This is a genomic window from Amycolatopsis sp. NBC_00438 (assembly GCF_036026695.1).
Lineage (GTDB): Bacteria > Actinomycetota > Actinomycetes > Mycobacteriales > Pseudonocardiaceae > Amycolatopsis.
Genome location: NZ_CP107923.1, coordinates 3,835,947 through 3,853,659 on the forward strand (window position 1 = coordinate 3,835,947; position 17,713 = coordinate 3,853,659).

General features: G+C 71.4%; 15 protein-coding genes. 8 read left to right on the top strand and 7 right to left on the bottom strand.

What is annotated here, in order from left to right:
* Positions 1-2: 2 nt before the first annotated feature.
* Positions 3-1,664, bottom strand: a complete 1,662-nt coding sequence (locus tag OG494_RS17045) for a peptide-N4-asparagine amidase (RefSeq protein ID WP_328458957.1) — start codon at positions 1,662-1,664, stop codon at positions 3-5.
* Positions 1,665-1,797: 133 nt separating this feature from the next.
* Here OG494_RS17045 and OG494_RS17050 point away from each other — a divergent pair, with 133 nt between their 5' ends.
* Positions 1,798-2,793: a LacI family DNA-binding transcriptional regulator gene (locus OG494_RS17050; protein ID WP_328456803.1), complete on the top strand. Its 996-nt coding sequence runs from the start codon at positions 1,798-1,800 to the stop codon at positions 2,791-2,793.
* A gap of 1 nt (position 2,794) precedes the next feature.
* Here OG494_RS17050 and OG494_RS17055 read toward each other — a convergent pair whose 3' ends face one another.
* Positions 2,795-3,637, bottom strand: coding sequence for a 1-aminocyclopropane-1-carboxylate deaminase/D-cysteine desulfhydrase (locus OG494_RS17055; RefSeq protein ID WP_328456805.1), 843 nt, complete (start codon positions 3,635-3,637; stop codon positions 2,795-2,797).
* Between the two features lie 62 nt (positions 3,638-3,699).
* On the opposite strand from OG494_RS17055, the gene OG494_RS17060 reads away from it, so the two are divergent.
* Complete coding sequence (locus OG494_RS17060; RefSeq protein ID WP_328456807.1) at positions 3,700-4,908, top strand: MFS transporter; 1,209 nt, start codon at positions 3,700-3,702, stop codon at positions 4,906-4,908.
* The gene (locus OG494_RS17065; RefSeq protein WP_328456809.1) at positions 4,908-5,309 is read left to right on the top strand and encodes a DUF4279 domain-containing protein; all 402 of its coding nucleotides are present in this window, start codon (positions 4,908-4,910) and stop codon (positions 5,307-5,309) included. Before OG494_RS17060 ends, OG494_RS17065 begins: the two co-directional genes overlap by 1 nt.
* A 110-nt stretch (positions 5,310-5,419) precedes the next feature.
* Here the strand turns inward: OG494_RS17065 and OG494_RS17070 are convergent, their stop codons facing one another.
* The 3 genes from OG494_RS17070 to OG494_RS17080 are packed head-to-tail and all read right to left on the bottom strand — an operon-like array spanning position 5,420 to position 10,643.
* Entirely contained in the window at positions 5,420-6,313 is an 894-nt protein-coding gene (locus OG494_RS17070) for an ROK family protein (protein WP_328456811.1), read from the bottom strand.
* Entirely contained in the window at positions 6,310-9,204 is a 2,895-nt protein-coding gene (locus tag OG494_RS17075; RefSeq protein WP_328456813.1) for a glycosyl hydrolase 2 galactose-binding domain-containing protein, read from the bottom strand. The genes OG494_RS17070 and OG494_RS17075 overlap by 4 nt, the downstream gene beginning before the upstream one ends.
* Positions 9,201-10,643 carry an APC family permease gene (locus OG494_RS17080; protein WP_328456815.1) on the bottom strand — a complete coding sequence of 481 codons (1,443 nt, stop codon included), beginning with the start codon at positions 10,641-10,643 and terminating at the stop codon, positions 9,201-9,203. Before OG494_RS17080 ends, OG494_RS17075 begins: the two co-directional genes overlap by 4 nt.
* A 147-nt stretch (positions 10,644-10,790) precedes the next feature.
* On the opposite strand from OG494_RS17080, the gene OG494_RS17085 reads away from it, so the two are divergent.
* Complete coding sequence (locus tag OG494_RS17085; protein ID WP_328458958.1) at positions 10,791-11,963, top strand: ROK family transcriptional regulator; 1,173 nt, start codon at positions 10,791-10,793, stop codon at positions 11,961-11,963.
* A 1,015-nt stretch (positions 11,964-12,978) separates the two neighbouring features.
* Here the strand turns inward: OG494_RS17085 and OG494_RS17090 are convergent.
* Entirely contained in the window at positions 12,979-13,209 is a 231-nt protein-coding gene (locus tag OG494_RS17090) for a hypothetical protein (RefSeq protein ID WP_328456817.1), read from the bottom strand.
* 123 nt (positions 13,210-13,332) lie between these two features.
* Between OG494_RS17090 and OG494_RS17095 the strand changes: the two genes are divergently transcribed.
* Genes OG494_RS17095 through OG494_RS17110 form a run of 4 tightly spaced genes read left to right on the top strand, consistent with a single transcriptional unit; the run spans position 13,333 to position 16,748 of the window.
* Positions 13,333-14,148 (top strand): class I SAM-dependent methyltransferase, encoded by an 816-nt coding sequence (locus OG494_RS17095; RefSeq protein WP_328456819.1) that lies wholly within the window; start codon positions 13,333-13,335, stop codon positions 14,146-14,148.
* 48 nt (positions 14,149-14,196) lie between these two features.
* Entirely contained in the window at positions 14,197-15,681 is a 1,485-nt protein-coding gene (locus OG494_RS17100) for an MFS transporter (RefSeq protein WP_328456821.1), read from the top strand.
* Between the two features lie 2 nt (positions 15,682-15,683).
* Positions 15,684-16,241 (top strand): TetR/AcrR family transcriptional regulator, encoded by a 558-nt coding sequence (locus OG494_RS17105; RefSeq protein WP_328456823.1) that lies wholly within the window; start codon positions 15,684-15,686, stop codon positions 16,239-16,241.
* Positions 16,242-16,262: 21 nt separating this feature from the next.
* The gene (locus OG494_RS17110) at positions 16,263-16,748 is read left to right on the top strand and encodes a DUF3592 domain-containing protein (RefSeq protein WP_328456825.1); all 486 of its coding nucleotides are present in this window, start codon (positions 16,263-16,265) and stop codon (positions 16,746-16,748) included.
* On the opposite strand, the gene OG494_RS17115 is transcribed toward OG494_RS17110, so the two are convergent.
* On the bottom strand, positions 16,745-17,542 hold the full coding sequence (locus tag OG494_RS17115; RefSeq protein ID WP_328456827.1) for an FkbM family methyltransferase: 798 nt from the start codon (positions 17,540-17,542) through the stop codon (positions 16,745-16,747). The two genes, OG494_RS17110 and OG494_RS17115, sit on opposite strands and share 4 nt — an antisense overlap.
* Positions 17,543-17,713 lie beyond the last annotated feature (171 nt).

Here is a 17,713-nt window from a genome sequence, read left to right on the forward strand (position 1 = left end):
CCTCACCTCCGCGGCGGCAGCTCCCGGTTCTGGGTGATCCGCCCGTGTTCACTCGCGATGTAGTGGAGGTAGGGCCGGCCCAGATCGTCAGGGCCGGTGTAGAGGGTCTGGGACCTCCCGTCGGCTTCGGTGTTGACGCCGTTGGTGCGGGCCAGCACGCCGGACGCGGACAGCCATTCCCGCGACACGCGCACCGGGCGCCAGTTCCGGCCGTCGCCGGTGAGGTCGCCGAGGATCTTGGTCATCTCGGCGGCGCCGGAGATCCGCAGGTTCTGGTCGTCGGTGATGTTCGCGGTGGCGTCGGTGGTCAGCGGGTAGGACCAGGTGTGCCGGTCCGCCGACCGGACCCGGCCGTCCACAGTGGACGTCGAGGTCTGCTGGCCCGAGTCGGCCTGCACGACGTGCTGGGTGAAGCCGCCGCCGGTGACGTCGTCGCTGTTGCGGTAGTCGCGGGTGCGCTCGACGCGGGTGTAGACGCGCCCCGCCGAGGTGTCGACGTAGCCCGCGGTGACGTCGTGGCGCTTCGCCGTGACCGTCGCGTTGACGCCGCCGGAGATGTCCTTCACCGTCGTCTGCCGGACCGGTGCCGCCGCGACGTCGTCCTGGGTGAGCGCGCCGGACGTCCGCGCGGCGTGGTCGTCGGTGTAGAGCAGCAGGGTGGGCACGACGGTCCACTCGCCGCCGATGTCGGGCACGGTGAACGACAGGTCGTGCGCACCACCGTCGACGAGCTTGCCGACGAACGGCGTGACGTCGTAGGTCTCGGCATGGAGACTGAACGTGTCGATCGCCACGATCGGGCGCCACAGCTGCGGCACGATCCCGCCGGAGTAGATGTGCGGGAAGGTGAACGCCGACCCGGCGGCCGTCCCGTCGATCGCGAAGTTCGCCTCGCGGTAGGGCCCGTGGCCGCACATCCCCGCCGCCGGGTACTTCGCCGAGACCTCGTCCGGGACGTCGTCGAACCACTGCTCGTCGCAGGCGTGGCCTTCGAGCGTCACCTCGAGCTGGGCGCGGGTGATGTTGCGCGGCAGGTCCTTCGCGGTGAAGTGGACGGTCGGCGCCGCGGGGGTCGCGTCGGCGTGACCCATCCCCGTGACGTGGTCGGCGACGTCGGGCGCCGGGTGTTTCCGGTCGGCGCGGTAGTAGGTGAGCGTCACGGTCTGGGCGTAGACGCCGGTGTAGATGTCGGAGGTGAAGTTCTCGATGCCGCCGCGGAAGGGCTGCGGTGTGCGCAGCAGCGCGGCATACGGCGTGAGGTCCTTGTCGAAGTGGTAGGTGATCGGGCGGTTGCCCTCGCCGCTGGGCTCTTCGGTGGTCCCCCACCAGACCTCGGCGTCGCCGATCTTCAGGTCGCCGATCCGGTCGTACTGCCGGCCGCTGACCGTGACGGTCTGGTCCATGACGACCTTCGCCCACGGTCCGGCGCAGGACTTCGGCGGCGTGAGCGTGCCTTGGTAGAACTGCGAGGTGCCGTCGGCGGCGTTGGAGCGGAAGGCGTCGGCGAGCGTGACGGTGCAGTGCGGGGTGTCCGGCCGGGTCACCGCGGGCGCGGCCAGTACCGGATCGTCGGTGTCGTGTTCGAGGACGGGATCGGCCGAGGCGATGCCCCCGGACACAGCCGTCATCAGCACCAGTGACAGGACGATCGTGAAGATCCGCACCCGGACTCCTCCCAGTGGCAGGAACGCCGCGTCGAATCCTAGTACCGCGATCATGCGACTTATGGTGGGAAACAGCCTTCAGTGAAACGTTTCATCCGCATGCTAGGATCGGCTTTTCTCCAGAGGGGGTGCGGTGGTCGGCATCAAGGACGTCGCCAAGCAGGCCGGCGTCTCGATCGGCACGGTGTCCAATGTGGTCAACCGGCCGCACGTGGTCGCGACCGCCACCCGCAACCGGGTGCTCTCGGTCATCGAAGAGCTCGGGTACGTCCGTGACGAGTCCGCGCGGCAGCTGCGCGCCGGCAGCAGCCGGATCCTCGGGCTGCTGGTGCTGGACCTCGGGAACCCGTTCTTCGTCGACGTCGCCCGCGGCGCCGAGCAGGCCGCGCACGCCGAGGGCCTCAACATCATCACCTGCAACAGCGGGCAGCGCTCCGACCTCGAAGCGTCGTACCTGGCGATGTTCGCCGAGCAGCGCGTGCGCGGGGTGCTGCTGAGCCCGGTCGGGGCGTCGAGTGAGGCGCTGCACGCGTTCCGGCGCAGTGGCACGCCGTACGTCTTCGTCGACCGCAAGGCCCCGACGTCCGAGGCGAGTTCGGTGGCGGTGGACGACATCGCCGGCGGCGCGCTCGGCGCCCGGCACCTGCTGGAGACCGGCCACGAGCGGATCGCGTTCGTCAACGGCCCGGCCATCCTCGCCCAGTGCCGCGACCGCGAGCAGGGCGTCCGGTCGGTGCTGGGGAGCTCGGCGGCGGAGCTGACGGTGCTGGAGGGGCTCGGCTTGGACGTCGCTTCGGGCCGTGACGCGGGTTCCCGGCTGCTCGGCATGAGTCCCCGGCCGACGGCGGTGTTCTGTGCCAACGACCTGCTCGCGCTGGGTGTGCTGCAGGCGATGGTGGGCGCGGGTGTGCGCGTCCCGGAGGAGATGGCGATCGTCGGGTACGACGACATCGAGTTCGCGGGCGCGGCGGCGGTCCCGCTGACGTCGGTCCGCCAGCCGGCGCAACGCCTCGGGCGCACCGCGGCGGAGCTGCTGCTGGCGGAGACAGCGGACCCGAAGCCGGAACGTCAGGCCGTGGTGTTCACCCCGGAGCTGGTCGTCCGCGAGTCGACCCGGGTGCGCCGCTGAGCTACCCCGCGACGACGGCCACGATCGTCGTCCCGGCCGGGAATTCGCCCCGGCGGACGCGCGCCAGGAGGCCGTACATCATCTTGGCTTCGTAGACCCAGTTGAGCCGGAGGCCGTGCCGGGCCTCGAAACCGTCGATGAACGCGTCGAGTTCCGGGGTGCGGCGGGCGAACCCGCCGAACGCGAAGTCCGGGTCGACCGACCAGTCGCCGCGCCGGCCGCCGTAGGTCGCGGTCTGCAGGCGCGCGACGTCGGCGTCGAGGAAGCCGCCTTTCAGCGCCGGGAAGCCGAGGGCGCGCTGCCCGGGCGCGAGGGCGGCGGCGATCCCGGCCAGCGTCGCGCCGGTGCCGCAGGAGCAGGCGATGACGTCGAACGGGACGTCGATCTCGGCGACCAGCTCCGCGCAGCCGCGCACGCCCGCCGGGTTCGCGCCGCCTTCCGGGATCAGGAAGAACTCGCCCCAGTCGCGGCGCAGGGCCGGAAGGGCGTCGGCCTTCGCGCGGTACGCCGTGCGGTCGAGGTAGGTCAGCTCCATGCCGTGGGCGACGGCCGCGCTCAGGACGTCGTTGAGCGGCCGGTGCTCCTCACCCCGCACGACGCCGACCGTCTCGAAGCCGAAGTGGTGCCCGGCGGCGGCCGTGGCGAGCAGGTGGTTGGAGTAGGCGCCGCCGAAGGTCAGCAGCCTCTTCGCGCCGGCCGCGTCGCGGAGGTTGTGCTTGAGTTTGCGCCACTTGTTGCCGGGCAGCTCGGGGTGGATCAGGTCGTCGCGCTTGAGGTAGACGCGCGCGCCGAGGCCGGGTTCGCGCAGCTCGACCAGCGGTGACGGCACCCGGAGCTGATCCACGGTGATCAGCCTAGAGCGTAAATCGCTTGGGTCGGGCGCGATCGTTAGGCAAGGTAACGATCATGACCAGCAGATGGGTGCGGCTGCAGGCCGTGGCGGTGTCCGGTTCGGCTTGTGAAGGGCTGCTGCTGGCGGCGCTGCCCCTGCTCGCGGTGTCGATCACCACCGATCCGCGCGAGGTGTCGCTGGTCAACGTGGCCGGGCAGGCGCCGTGGCTGCTGTTGTCGCTGTTCGCCGGGGTGCTCATCGACCGCGTCCGGCGGACCACCGTGCTCGCCTGGGCGTACGCCGTGCAGGTCGGGACCGCGCTGGTGCTGGCCGCGATCACCACGGCCGGGGCGCTGACGCTGCCCGCGCTGCTCGTCATCGCGTTCGTCATCACCTCCGCGCAGGTGCTCGGGGACGGCGCGAGCGGCGCGCTCGTGCCCGAACTGGTCGAACCGGACCGGCTGGCCCACGCCAACGCGCGGCTGACGGTGATCGACCGGGGCGTGGTGCAGTTCATCGTGCCGCCGGCGACCGGGTTCCTGATCGCCGTCGGCGCCGGGGCCCCCGCGTGGCTGGCCGCCGCGTTCGCGCTGGTCGCGCTGGTGCTGGCGCGGCGGATCCCGTCCGAGTCGATCGTGGCCGCGCGGACGCACCCGCTGCGTGACCTTTCGGCCGGGCTCACCCACCTGGTCCGGACGCCGCTGCTGCGGTCGATCACGATCAACGTCGCGCTGGGCTCGTTCGCCGCGAGCGCGGGCAACTCCATGTTCGTGCTCTACGCGACGCAGGTGCTGCACGTCGGCTCGGTCGGCTACGGCCTGCTGCTGGCGTGTCTCGCGATCGGCTGGGTGCTGTCGTCGTTCGTGGTGCAGCGGATCGTCGACCGGCTCGGCTACTCGTGGTCGATGCGGCTCGCGCAGGGGCTGGGCGCGGTGTCGCCGCTGCTGCTGGCCGTGCTGCCGCCGTGGCCGCCGCTGATCGGGGCCGTCCTGGTCTTCATGACCTCGACGGTGCTGGTCTGGAACGTGTGTTCGCAGTCGAGCCGCCAGCGCTTCACGCCGGCCCCGCTGCTCGGCCGGGTGCTGACGAGCCACCGCGCGCTGGCCTGGGGATTGACGCCGCTGGGCGCGTTGACCGGCGGCCTGGTCGCGGCCCACTGGAGCCTGCGCGGAGTGTGGGTGATGGTCGCGGCGATCCAGGCGGTGAGCGCGGTGCTGGTGTGGTTCCAGCTGTCGCCGGAGGCGTTCCGCCGCACCGAAGAACTCGCGGCGGCCCAGGCCTGATGTCGACCACAGCCACTTTCCGGCTCTTGGGAGATCGCGCGCGAACGGCCGCCGACGTCACACGCCGCTTGGGTATCGGCCCGACCGCCGCCGGTGAAGCGGGCGAGCCGGTGAGTCCTCGCTCCCGGGCGGTCCGCACGGACTCGCTGTGGTGCTCGTCCTCGTCTCCGGCAGGTACCGATGCCGAACTCGCCACGCACCTGCGGCAACTGCTGGATGTTCTCGAACCCCGGCGAGCCGAGCTGTCGAGTCTCGCGCGCGACGGTTACCGCGCGGACTGGTTCTGCATGGTCGTTTCGCACGCGACCGAGCACGCGGTCGAACTCGACCGCGACCTGCTGAGCCGCTTGCTGACCCTCCCCGGGGAGCTACTGCTCGACGTGTCCGGCGATGACCGCTGAAGGCGGCAGCGGATGCGTGAAAGAGCCGGAGAGCGGCTTGCTCTCTCCGGCTCCTTCGAGGTGATACCGGGTGGTGTGCCGGGTCGGGGCACCGGCACGCCACCCGGTCGTTACTGATCCCCCAGAGCCAGGGCGATCGCGCCGAGCAACGCCGCGTCCTGGTCGAAGCGCGCCGCGACCAGTTCCGGGGGGAACGGGACCGCGTGCGCCAAGCGGGACGCCAGCGCCGGCAGCAACACGTCCGCCGAGCGGACCAGGCCGCCGCCCACCGCGATGCGCTGGGGGTCCACCATGATCGCCAGGTTGGCCACGTGCATCGACAGCTCGTCCAGCGCCGCGGTCACCAGCTCCTTGGCCTCGGCGTTCTCCTTGGCGAGGGCGAACAGCTCGCCCGCGGTGACCGGGCGGCCGAGCAGACCGCTCGCCCGGCCGCCCAGCCCACGCCCACCGACGGCTTCCTCCAGCGGCGCCGCTCCGCTGGCGAAACCCTCGGTGTCCTGCGGCGAGAGCAGGTTGTACCCGATCTCACCCGCAGCTCCGTTGGCGCCGGTCAGCACCCGGCCGCCGACCAGTACCGCCGCGGCGATACCGGTGCCCAGCGAGAGGAACACGGCCGGATCGGTCCCGGCCAGCGCGCCCCACCGCCATTCCGCGAGTGCCGCCGCCTTCGCGTCGGTCCCGACCGAGATCGGGACCGCCGGGAACTCCGCCGCCACCAGCTCCGCCAGGTGCAGCTGCTCCCAGCCCGGCACGTTCGGCGCGAGCAGGATCTCCTCCGGCAGCACGATCCCCGGACTGACGACGCCGATCGCGGTGGGCACTGCGCCCGCCTCGGTCAGGAGCGAACGAGCCCCGGCGAGCGCCCGCACGACCACCTGGTCGGCTCCCGCCTGCGCGTCGGTGTCCAGCCGGCACGTCGCCAGCAGGTTCCCGTCGTCGTCGGCGAGCCCCAGCGCCACTTTCGTGCCGCCGAAGTCGATCCCGAGAATCCGGTTGTCACTCACTCCCTGGTCCCCTCGATCTGCGGCGCCACCGCCGCGTCCCCGTGGTGGCCGTGCCCGCCGGCCGCCCCCACCACGATCCGGCCGGTGTTGAACCCGTCGACGCTGATCAGCGGCGCGGCGCCACGCAGGTCGGCCGCCTTGTAGGTGACGGTCAGCGTCTGCGACTGGCCCGGCCACAGCGTGATGTCGTTGTCGTCCCAGGTCGCGGCCGCGAGCTGGTTGTCACCGCCGGCCTCGTGCCCGTCCGGCGTGCCGCGCCGGACGTCGGCCCGCAGGAAGAACCCGACCGCCGGGGTCTTCGACGTGTTGGTGACGGTGACCGTGGTGACGGTGTCGTCGCCGTTCGGCCCGCGCCCCGGCTTCGTCGAGGCGACGGCACTGACCTGCGACTTCGGCAGGTCCTGCAGCGCCTGCAGGTTGCTGTACTGCGACAGCGTCGCCTGCGGGTTGCCCAGGGTCTTGCCCCAGTCGACGACGTCCTTCTGCGTGGAGAGCCAGTAGACGTTCCGGTCGACGACCTTGCCGCCCTGCTTCACCTGCAGTTCGACGAAATACACCTTCGCGGGAGCCGGCGCCTTCGTCTCGGCGGGCACCTTCGGCTTGAGGACCCCGGTCTTGACGCCCTGCGAGCCCAGCGAGAGCCCGGACGCCGTCTGGTCGTCGAGCACCTTGCCCGCGGTGTCGAGCACGCGGGCCTGCACCGAAAGCCCGGACTGGGTACCCGCGCCGAGGTTGTCGAGGGTGACGGACCCGTTGTCGTAGCCGTAGATCGCGTGCAGCGGCTTGTTGGCCTTCTTGGCGCCGAAGAACGCGCCGGCCTGGTCGCCGTCGTCGTTGTAGAGCGACCACAGCAGCGTCGGCCAGCCCTTGTTCAGCTGCCAGTAGACGACGCCGGTCGCCGGGTTGTCCTTGTCCGTCGAGTGGTGCAGGAACGACTCGAACTGCGAGCGGGTGTTCTCGTAGTTCGCGATGTTCGCCAGGTCCACATAGGACTTGAGCGAGTTCCACTTGCCGTATCGCCGGCTGATCGACTGGTCGAGCGTGTACAGCGTGCCGAACGCGTAACCGCCGTGGCCGGGCTCGAAGTTGGCGTGGTACTGGTTGTACGCCGGGTCCTGCCACAGCTTCGCCTGCTCGGTCGGCGAGAGGAACCGCTTGATCGAGTCGAGCGTCGGCACGGTGTGCCCGGCGCTCTGCTCGCTCGCGAAGCCCCACGAGCCGCCCGCGTTGGTGCGGCTGGAGTCGTCCGCGTCGAAGTGCGACGTGTCGTACCAGTAGGACGGCGGGACCCAGTCGTACGGGCCTTCCTTCTCCCCCGAGTTGCCCAGCGTCGGCGTGCTCTTGTACTCCGCCGAAGCGATCACCGGCACCTGGAAGTCGGCTTCCTCGAACGCCTTGAGCGTCTCCGACTCCTGGCGCGGCACCGGCTCGTTGTCGCTCCAGCCGTAGTTGAACACGCTCGGGTGGCTCCGCTCCATCTGCCCGATGGTGTAAGCCGAGTCGTGCATGATCCGGTAGTCGCGCTCGGTCAGCGTCGAGGCGTCCTCGGGCTGCCAGGCGTCACAGCAGATGAACCCGCCGATCACGAGCAGCCCGGCGCGGTCGGCCTGGTCGTAGAAGTCCTGCGGCATGTCGTGGCCCTCGAGCCGGACGCCGGACAGGCCCATGTTCTTGATCAGCGCGATCTGGTGCGCGGTGTCGGCCTGGTCGTAACGCAGGAACAGGTCCGGCGCGAAGCCGCCGCCGCGGAAGACGAAGTCCTTGCCGTTGATGGAGAACTGCCGCGCGCCGTCGGGTAGCGGCACCGACTTCCCGACCAGCCGCGAGGTCACCGTGCGGATGCCGAAGGTGCTCTTCGACGACGTCGACAGCTTCCCGTTCTGCGAGACCGCCGTGGTCAGCGTGTACAGCGGCTGGTCGCCCATCGAGTAGGGCCACCACACCTTCGGCTTGCTGATCTTCACCGGGGCGAACGTCACCGTCTGCTTGGTGTTCGCCGGGATCGTCGCGCGCTGCTTGACGACGATCGGCGCGCCCGAAGGCGGCGTGATCGTCGCGGCGACGTCGCCGGTCTGCGCGGTGGCCGCGTTGTTGGTGACGTCGACCTTCACCGTCAGCGAGGACCTGGACAGATCAGGGGCGTTGTCCTGCACGACGTGCGCGTTGTCGCCGGTGAGCGCGTCGGAGACCTGCAGGGTCGGCGGGAACTGGATGCCGGTGTTGTTGTCCGGCGGGATCTGGCCCCAGTCGACCTGGTCGAGGGTGTACATCTTCGACGGGTCGTTCGGGTAGACCTTGATCGCCAGGGTGTTCTTGCCCGGCTTCACCAGCTTCGAGACGTCGAACGTGTGCCCGGCGTACGCGCCGCTCACGATGTCCTTCGACGCCACCAGCTTGCCGTTCACCCAGACGTCGCCCTCGCCGACGATGCCCGGGATGGTCAGCTTCGCGCTCTGGCCGGCGTGGAAGTCCGGGGTGAAGTCGGCGCGGTACCACCACGGGTCGGAAAACGGCTTGGTGACGACCGGACCGACGGAGGTGACGTACCCGAAGCACTTGCGCATGTTGTCCGAGACGAAGACGTCCGGGCACTTGCCGTTCTGCACCAGCGCGTTGATCTCGGTGCCGGGCGCGCCGGCGTCGTCCGGCTTCACCGGCAGCCAGCCGCGGGTGGCGTACCCGGGCGTGGAGACCTTGTCGCCGCCGTCCTCGACGCTCGCGGTGGTCAGCACCTGCCAGCCCTGCGCGCCGATGGTGCTCAGGCCGTGCGGCCGGGCCGCTTCCTGCTGAGCGGGTTCCTGAGCCGAGGCCGGCGCGGCCACGCTCAGCACCCCGGGCACCAGGAGCAGCGCCGTGACGGCGGCGATCCTGGCCTTGGGCGAGTTCGTCATGCCTGAGCCCCTTCGGTGTCGGCGAACGCTTCGTTGATCTCCTTGGGCCCGAACGGCCAGGTGTTCTCGGTCTTCGCGTAGATCAGGTACGCGATCCCGCCGACGACGAGCCAGCCCACCGACAGCCCGATCGACAGCCAGGTCGCGGAGACGTAGATGTAGACCCAGCCGACCAGCGCGAGCAGCGTCGGGAACGGGTAGAGCCACTGCCGGTACGGGCGCTTCAGGTTCGGCTGCCGGCGACGCAGCACCCAGATGGCCGCGACCTGGGCCAGCGACTGGATGATCACCAGGGTGGCGACCGCCGCGTTGATCACGTCGGTCAGGGTGAACAGCGAGCCGACGATCGTGATGGCGCCCATCGTGAGCACACCGGCGGTCGGCAGGTTGAGCTTCGGGTGCAGCTTCGCGAACACCGAAAGGAACACCTTGTCGCGCGCCGCTTCGAAGGGGACGCGCGAGCCGCCGAGCAGGCCGGCGAACACCGAGCCGATGGCCGCGATGACGATGAAGACGGTCACGATCTTCGCGGTGGTGGTGCCCCAGGCCTGTTCGAGCACCGTGGAGGCGACCGACGTCGCGTTCTTCAGCTCCTCCAGCGGGATCGAGCCGAGCACGCCCACCTGGAGCAGGAAGTACAGGCTCATGATGCCGACGATCGAGAAGAGGATCGACCGCGGGAGCGTCCGGCCCGGGGAGCGGACTTCGCCGCCGAGGTAGGCGCTGGTGTTGTAACCGAGGTAGTCGTAGATCGCGATGATCAGGCCGGCGCCGAGGCCGCCCCAGAACGTGCCCTGGCCGGCGGAGCTGAACGCGCCGGGCGTGAACGCGAACGCCTGCGACGCGCTGAAGTGCGTCGCGGCCGCGACGATCGTGGTGAGCACCGCGACCAGCATGATCACGAACAGCACCGTGGTCAGCTTGCCGATCTGGCCGATCTTGCGGAACAGCGCCAGCACGATGAGCAGCGTGACGCCGATGCCGATGATCTTGCCCAGCACCGTGACGCCGGCGTCGTCGGTGACGCCCGGGATCAGGTAGCCGAGGTACTGGACCAGCCCGATGATGCCGGTCGACATGATCAGCGGGATGAACAGCACTGCGCTCCAGACGAACAGGAACGGCATCAGCCGGCCGGTGCGGTACTGGAACGCTTCGCGCAGGTAGATGTAGGTGCCGCCGGCGCCCGGCATGGCGGCGCCGAGTTCGGCCCAGATGAGCCCGTCGGCCAGCGCGACGATCGCCCCGATGACCCAGCCGAACATCGCCTGCGGGCCGCCCATGGTGGCGACCATGGCGGGGATCGTGACGAACGGGCCGATACCGCACATCTGGGTCATGTTGATCGCGGTGGCCTGCAGCGGGCCGATCTTGCGCTCAAGGGCGGGCCGCGGGGGAACCGCGGCCCCGGAGTCCCCTGAACGAGTGGGTGAACTCACGACATGCCTCCGTCCGATAGTTAGTAAAGTTTCTTAACATAAAACGCGCGGGGTCGAAAGAGGCCCGTGGGTAAACTTGCGGCAACGCAGACAGGAGATGGGGACTTGGTGGGCCAAAACGGGCCGCAGGTGGGGACTCCGGCCAGCATGCGGGCGCTGAACCAGCGTCTCGTGCTGGAAAGGCTTCGCGCGCACGGGGAAGCGACGCGACCACAGATCGCGGCCGCCACCGGGCTGTCGAAACCGACCGTGGGGCAAGCTCTGCTCGACCTCGAACACCACGGCCTGGTCCGGGCGACCGGGCGCAGCCTGGCCGGCCCCGGGCGGGCGGCCGTCGTCTACCGGGCCGCGCCGGACGCGGGTCACGTCGTCGGCGTCGACATCGGGCGGCGCGTCATCCGCGTCGCCGTCGCCGACCTCGACGGCAGCATCGTCGCGCGGCTCGACGAGCCCAACCGGTGCCGCTCGGCGAGCGCCCTGGTGCGCACGGTGAGCGAAGCCGTCGAACGCGCTGTCGCGTCGGCCGGGCTGCACCCGCACGAGGTCGTCTCGACCGTCGTCGGCACGCCGGGCGTCCCGGACCCGGCCACCGGGACGGTGCACCGCGCGCCCAACCTGCCGGGCTGGGAGCGGCGTGGGCTGCTGAACGAGCTCGTCGCCACGCTGGCCGGAGCCGGCTCGGACGTCGTGGTCGAGAACGACGCGAACCTGTGCGCGGTCGGCGAGCACGCACTCGGCGCCGCGCTCGGCGTCGACGTGCTGGTGTGCCTGACGGTCGGCACCGGCATCGGCATGGGCCTGCTGGTGGACGGCAAGCTGTTCCGCGGCGCGCACGGCGCGGCGGGCGAGATCGCCGACCTGCCGTTCGGCCCCCTGCCGACCGGCGCCGACGCCCGCCGGCCGGGCCCGGTGGAGTCCGCGGCGGCGGGCCAGGCCGTGGTCGACGCGGCCCACGAGCACGGCCTCACGAAGGCGCGTTCGGCGAAGGACGTCTTCCGGCTGGCCCGCGCGGGCGACGAACGGGCCATGCGCGTCGTCGAGGACGAGGCGGAGAAGCTCGCGTACGTGGTGTCGGCGGTGACGGCGGTCCTGGACCCGAGACTGATCGTGCTGGGCGGCGGCATCGGCGGCAACGCCGACCTGCTGGCCGAACCGATGCGGCGGTCCCTGGCCGCGACGATCCCGGTGGTACCGGAGATCGTGGCGGGACAGCTGGGCGAGGACGCGGTCCTGGCGGGCGCGATCGCAACGGCGCTGGGCACGGCCCGGGAGCTGGTGTTCGACCGCCGCGGCCTGCGGCGCGCGGCGGGCGAGGCTTAGGGTCGCGGCCGGTCCTGGTGCCGGGGGGTCGGGCGTCGGCTGCCGGCTGCCGGGTGTCGGATGTCGGGTGCCGGGGGTCGGGTGCCGGGGGTCGGCTGCCGTGGCCACCGGCGATGGCCACGGCATCGGGCGGCAGTCGCGCCATCCGGAGACAGCCGCGACATAGACGGCGCCCGCCACCCGTGGCACAGGCCAGTCACCACATCAGCGGCACCCGCGGCACACCTAAGTCACCACATCAGCAGCACTCACCACCCGCAGCACAGCTCAGTCATCACATCAGCGGCACCCGCCGCACGCGGCAGGGCCAGTCACCACATCAGCAGCACCCACCACCCGAGGCCGGGTCAGTCGCGACATCGGCGACGCCTGCCGTGCGCGGCAGGAGTCAGTCCCGGCATCGGCGGCACCCGCCGCACGCGGCAGGGCCAGTCACGACATCGGCGGCATCCACCGCACGCGTCAGGGATCAGTCACCACATCAGCGGCACCCACCACCTGCAGTACAGGCCAGTCACCACATCAGCGGCACCCGCCGCCCGAGGCCGGGTCAGTCCCGGCATCGGTGGCACCCGCCGCGCGCGGGCCGGCTGCGACAACGGCCCGTCCTGCGGCGATCGCGGTATCCGGCAAGGGTCAAAGCGCTGTCCGGTCCGGGCAGCCGTCCACTTCGGACCGGCGCAGGCGTTCCCGGCGGCCGGTCCGTGTCCGGCAATGCCACGGCTCAAGGTGGTCGCGGCGCGTAAGCCCACCGTGGTGGCCGGTCCGGTCATTGTGTTGGCCACTCCGGGTCCCCGTGTTGGCCACGCCAGCCGCCATGTTGGCGACTCCGGTCGCCGCATCGGCAGTTCCGATAGCCGTCTCGGCCACTCCGGCAACCGTCTCGGCCACTCCGGTCCGCATAGCGGCCGTCCGAGGGCGGCCGCCGGCCGGCGCGGGTGCCCCGCAGGACCAACTCACCGCCCGGGAACAGCCACTACAGCAGGCGGGCAGCCCGTGGTCGCCGGGATCGGTGTCAGTCCGAGCGGCCGCGCAACGTGAGCACCACCCGCAGCACGTGCTCCACCGCTGCCGGGAACGCCGCTCCTCGCAGTTCGCCGCGGTCGGCCAGGTTGCGGGAGGCGAACTCCAGCTCGCGTTCCGGTCCGCCGCGGCGGACCACCAGCGCGGCCAGCTCCTCGAGGTCCAGGTCCGGGTGGTCGAGCCGCGTCAAGGCGAACTCGACGATCAGTTCTTCAGGCGCCACGTCCGCCTCCTTCCGGCTCTTCCCAGCCTACCCGCGCCGCGCGCGGCGGTAGGGCCGTCCGGCCCGGAATGATCAGGCCGTCCGGCCGATCGCGGCCGCCGCCGCGCCGACACAGACTCGGTCATGCGCACCACCCCGATCGACCAGGCGAAACGACTCGCCCGGCACACCGAAGAACTCGTCCAACGGTCCCTTGCGGCCGTGGGCGCCAAGCAGTCCCAGCGCCGGATTTCGGCCGACGCCCAGGACTACTGGCACCGGCCCGCCGACGACCGGTGGCGCGCGAACTCCCATTGGCGGGGCGCCTCGGTCTTCGACGAGAACGACCTCTGGTCGGCGATCGGCCGTGAGCACCTCGAACTGTTCGAGCGCGGCGCCCGGATGACCGGCTTCACCCGGTCGTGGGACCGGATCGTCGACTGGGGCTGCGGTGGCGGCGCCAACGCCGTCGCGTTCGCCCCACGCGCCGAGCACTACATCGGCGTCGACATCTCCGGCGAGACGCTGAAGGAGTGCGAGCGCCAGGTCGCCGGGGCGTGCGAGACGCCGTTCACGCCGGTCTCGATCGACGTCGACGCGCCGGAAGCGGCGCTGCGTCGGATCACCGAGCCGTGCGACGTCTTCCTCAGCTTCTACGTCTTCGAGCTGATCCCCACCCCCGAGTACGGCGAGCGCCTGCTCCGCATCGCGTCCCGGCTGCTCGCGCCCGGCGGCCTGGCGCTGATCCAGATCAAGTACGACCCGGGCAGTTGGTGGACGCGGCCGCGGCGGCGCAACTACCGGTCGGGCCTCGCCGAGATGACGACCTACCCGATCGCGGCGTTCTGGGAGCTCGCCGAGCGCTGCGGCCTCAAGCCCGAGACCGTCCAGCTGGTGCCGCGCAACGCGCTCGACCGGCACTACGCGTACTTCTTCCTCTCGAAGCCCGCCGCGGTGTGACCGGTCTGACCTGGCTTACTATACCGTCCAGCCGGTACAGTAACTGGCATGACCACGTACGCGCCCACCTCCGCGCCCTTGAGCCACCGCCGCCGCTGGGCGGCGCTGAGCGTGCTGGTCGGCGCCGTGCTGCTGCTCGCCGTCGACGGCACGGTGCTCTACCTCGCCGTGCCGTCGCTGACCCGCGAGCTCTCCCCCAGCGCCACCGAGATCCTCTGGATCGGCGACGTCTACTCGCTCGCGCTGGCCGGGCTGCTGGTCACGGCGGGTAATCTCGCCGACCGGTTCGGTCGCAAGAAGGTGCTGCTCATCGGCACCGCGGCGTTCGGGGTGGCGTCCACGCTGGCCGCCTTCTCCCCCACCGCCGGCGTGCTCGTCGCCGCGCGGCTGCTGCTCGGGATCGCGGCGGCGACGATCATGCCCTCGACGCTGTCGATCATCCGCACCCTGTTCACCGACGCCCGTGAGCGCACCCGCGCCATCGCGATCTGGTCGGCGGGCTCCGGTGGCGGCATCGCACTCGGCCCGCTGGTCGGCGGCGTGCTGCTGGAGCACTACTGGTGGGGTTCGGTGTTCCTGATCAACGTGCCGATCGTCGTTGTCTTCCTCATCGCCGGCGCGTGGCTGCTGCCGGAGTCGCGTGACCCGAATCCGGGCCGGTTCGACCTGCTCTCGGCCGCGCTCTCGATGACCACGATCGTGCCGCTGGTCTACGCCGTCAAGCACGCCATCGGTTCCGGCGTCGACGCGCGGGTGGTGCTGACGGCCGCGATCGGGCTGGTCTCGGGCGTCCTGTTCGTCCGGCGGCAGCGCCGGGTGAGCGATCCGCTGATCGACGTGACGCTGTTCCGCAACGGCGCCTTCAGCGGTGCCGTCGTGGCGAACTTCGTCGCGGTCTTCGCGCTGATGGGCCTGCTGTTCTTCTTCTCGCAGTACCTGCAGCTGGTCCGCGGCTTCAGCCCGCTGCAGGCCGGGCTGGCCGAGATGCCGGCGACGCTGGCCTCGATCGTGGTCGTCGCCGCGGTCGGCGTGGTCGTCACGCGGCTCGGCCGGGGACGCGCGGTCGCCGTCAGCCTCGCCGTCACGGCCGTGGGGCTGCTGCTGGTCGCCGTCACCGAGCAGGCGCCGCAGTACGTGTGGCTGGGCCTGACGCTGGTGCCGGTCGGCCTCGGGGTCGGGCTGGCGCTGACGCTGACCGTGGACTCGGTGCTGTCCGCCGTCCCGCGGGACAAGGCGGGCTCCGCGTCGGCGATCTCCGAAACCGCGTACGAACTCGGTGCCGCGCTGGGCATCGCGCTGCTCGGCTCGCTCGTGACACTCGTCTACCGCGGGCTGCTGCCGCCGGCGGTGGCACCCGAGGTCCGGGAGTCGCTGGCGGCCGCGGTGACCGTGCTCGACCCGGCGTCGCCGGCGGCCGAAAGCGCCCGGCAGGCGTTCACCGGCGCGATGCAGGTGACGTCGGTCGCGGCGGCCGTCGTCACCGCCGTCGCCGCGCTGATCGCCTGGCGTACGATCCCGTCCGGAAAGGACTGACGATGCCTCGCAAAGCCGGGCGCAGCCCCGAAGAAACGCGCCGGACCCTGCTCGACGCCGCCGGGAAGACGATCCGGGCGCGCGGGTTCTCCGCGTCGCTGGACGACATCGCCCGCGCGGCCGGGGTGTCGAAAGGCGGGCTGCTGTACCACTTCCCGGCCAAGGACGCGCTGGTGCGCGCGCTCGCCCAGGACCTCCTCGACACGTTCCGGGCCGAGGTGTCCGCCGCGCTCGACCCGGTGGACACCCGGCCCGGCCGGCTGACCCGCGCGTACGTCCGGGCGTCGCTGGACACGTCCCAGGACGAGGTCGCGATCCGCGAGAACATCGCGCTGATCGCCCAGCTGATCTCGATCCCCGAGGTCGCCGAGCTGGCCCGCGCGGACGCCGAGCGGTGGGACCGCGAGCTCCACGCGGACGGCCTTCCGCCCGACGTGGTGACCCTGGTCGTCGCGGCGGCGGACGGCGCGAGCACGGCACCGCTGTGGGGCGTCGGCATCGACGTGCCCGCCGCCCGGCGGCTGGAACGGCAGCTGCTGGACCTGACCCGCGAACCGTGATCCTTCGTCCATACTGGACACATGAGCGAACCCGAGCCGGTCCCCGTCGCCCGGATGCGACGGCGTCGCGAACCCGCCCCGGCCAGGCCACGCCGGGCCGCCGTGTGGGTCCTCGTCCCCGGGCTCGTGCTCGCCGTCGCCGTCGCGCTCGGGGCCGTCGCCGTGCAGCGGACCGAGAGCCGGTTGCGGGCGTCGGGACAGGAAGCGCCGGCCACGGTCACGGCGGTCGTGCCGGCCAGGTCCGGCTACAACGTCGACGTCCGGTTCACGACCGCGGCCGGCCGGGAGATCACCGCCCGGCTCAAGGACTTCCCGCGCGACCCGGGCCTGGCGGCCGGCGACCGGCTCCGCGTCGGCTACGACCCCGAGCGCCCGGACACCACGCTCTGGGACGTCCGGGACCCCCTGGCCTTCACCGGCGCCACGATCTTCCTGGCCGCCCTGTCCGCGGTACTGGCGGCGGCGTCGATCGTGACCTTCGTGCTCCTCCGCCGGCGGCGTGGCTAGCGAACGGCGAACACCATCCCGATGTCCGCGGCCTCCTGCACCGGGTCCTGCTCCGCGCTCACCGTGAACCCCTTCCCCGCGAACACCTCCCGGATCGTGTCCCGGTTGCGCCGCCAGCCCTCGACCTCCACCACCGCCTGCCGGATCAGTGGCCAGTGGCGGTCCTCGATACCGTGCAGGACGTCCAGCTCCGCGCCCTCGACGTCCACCTTCAGCAGGTCGACGCGGTCGATGGCGTGCTCGTCGAGCACCGGCGACAACGGCCTGACGCGGACCCGGTGCGTCTCCAGGTCCCGCATGACCCGAAGCTTGCGGCCGACGATCCCCCGCAGGACCGGCGCCGGCACGCGGCGGGCCGTGGAACCGAGGCCGCCGCGGCGGATCATCTCGACGATGCTCGCCGTGACGCGCTTGCGCTCGGCTTCGACGTTTCCCGCGTCCCGCAAGGAAGACGAGAAGATCGTCGCGGCCGGGAAGTAGCTGAAGGCGAGCTCGTCCTCGGCCGACGACAACCCGAACGGCAGCGCGGTCAGCCGGCCGCCGAAGAATTCGCGGGCGTTGCGCTCCAGCGTCTCGTAGAGCGGTGGCAACGGCTCGAAGGCGAAGATCCGCACGTCGCCGTCGAGGCGCTCGTAGACCGCGGCCGAGAAGACGCCGACGTTCGCACCGACGTCGAGGACCGTGGCGCCGGGTGCGAACTCGATGCCGTGGGCGAAGTAGCCGGCCACCTCCTCCCGCAGGAAGGACACTTCCCACGGGTTGATGCTGTGCAGGGCGATCGCGTCCATCGTCATCCGCGAAGGATTACCAGTCCCGGGGGCCGGCGGTCCAGACCCGGACGTCGGGAACGACCGGCCGCGAGTACGCCATCCGGGTGACGTGCGCGGGGCCCGAGTAACCTGGCCACCGCTCCTGCGACCCCGTGCAAGAAGGGGTCTCCGCCCTCGACGCACCCGGGAGGGCTG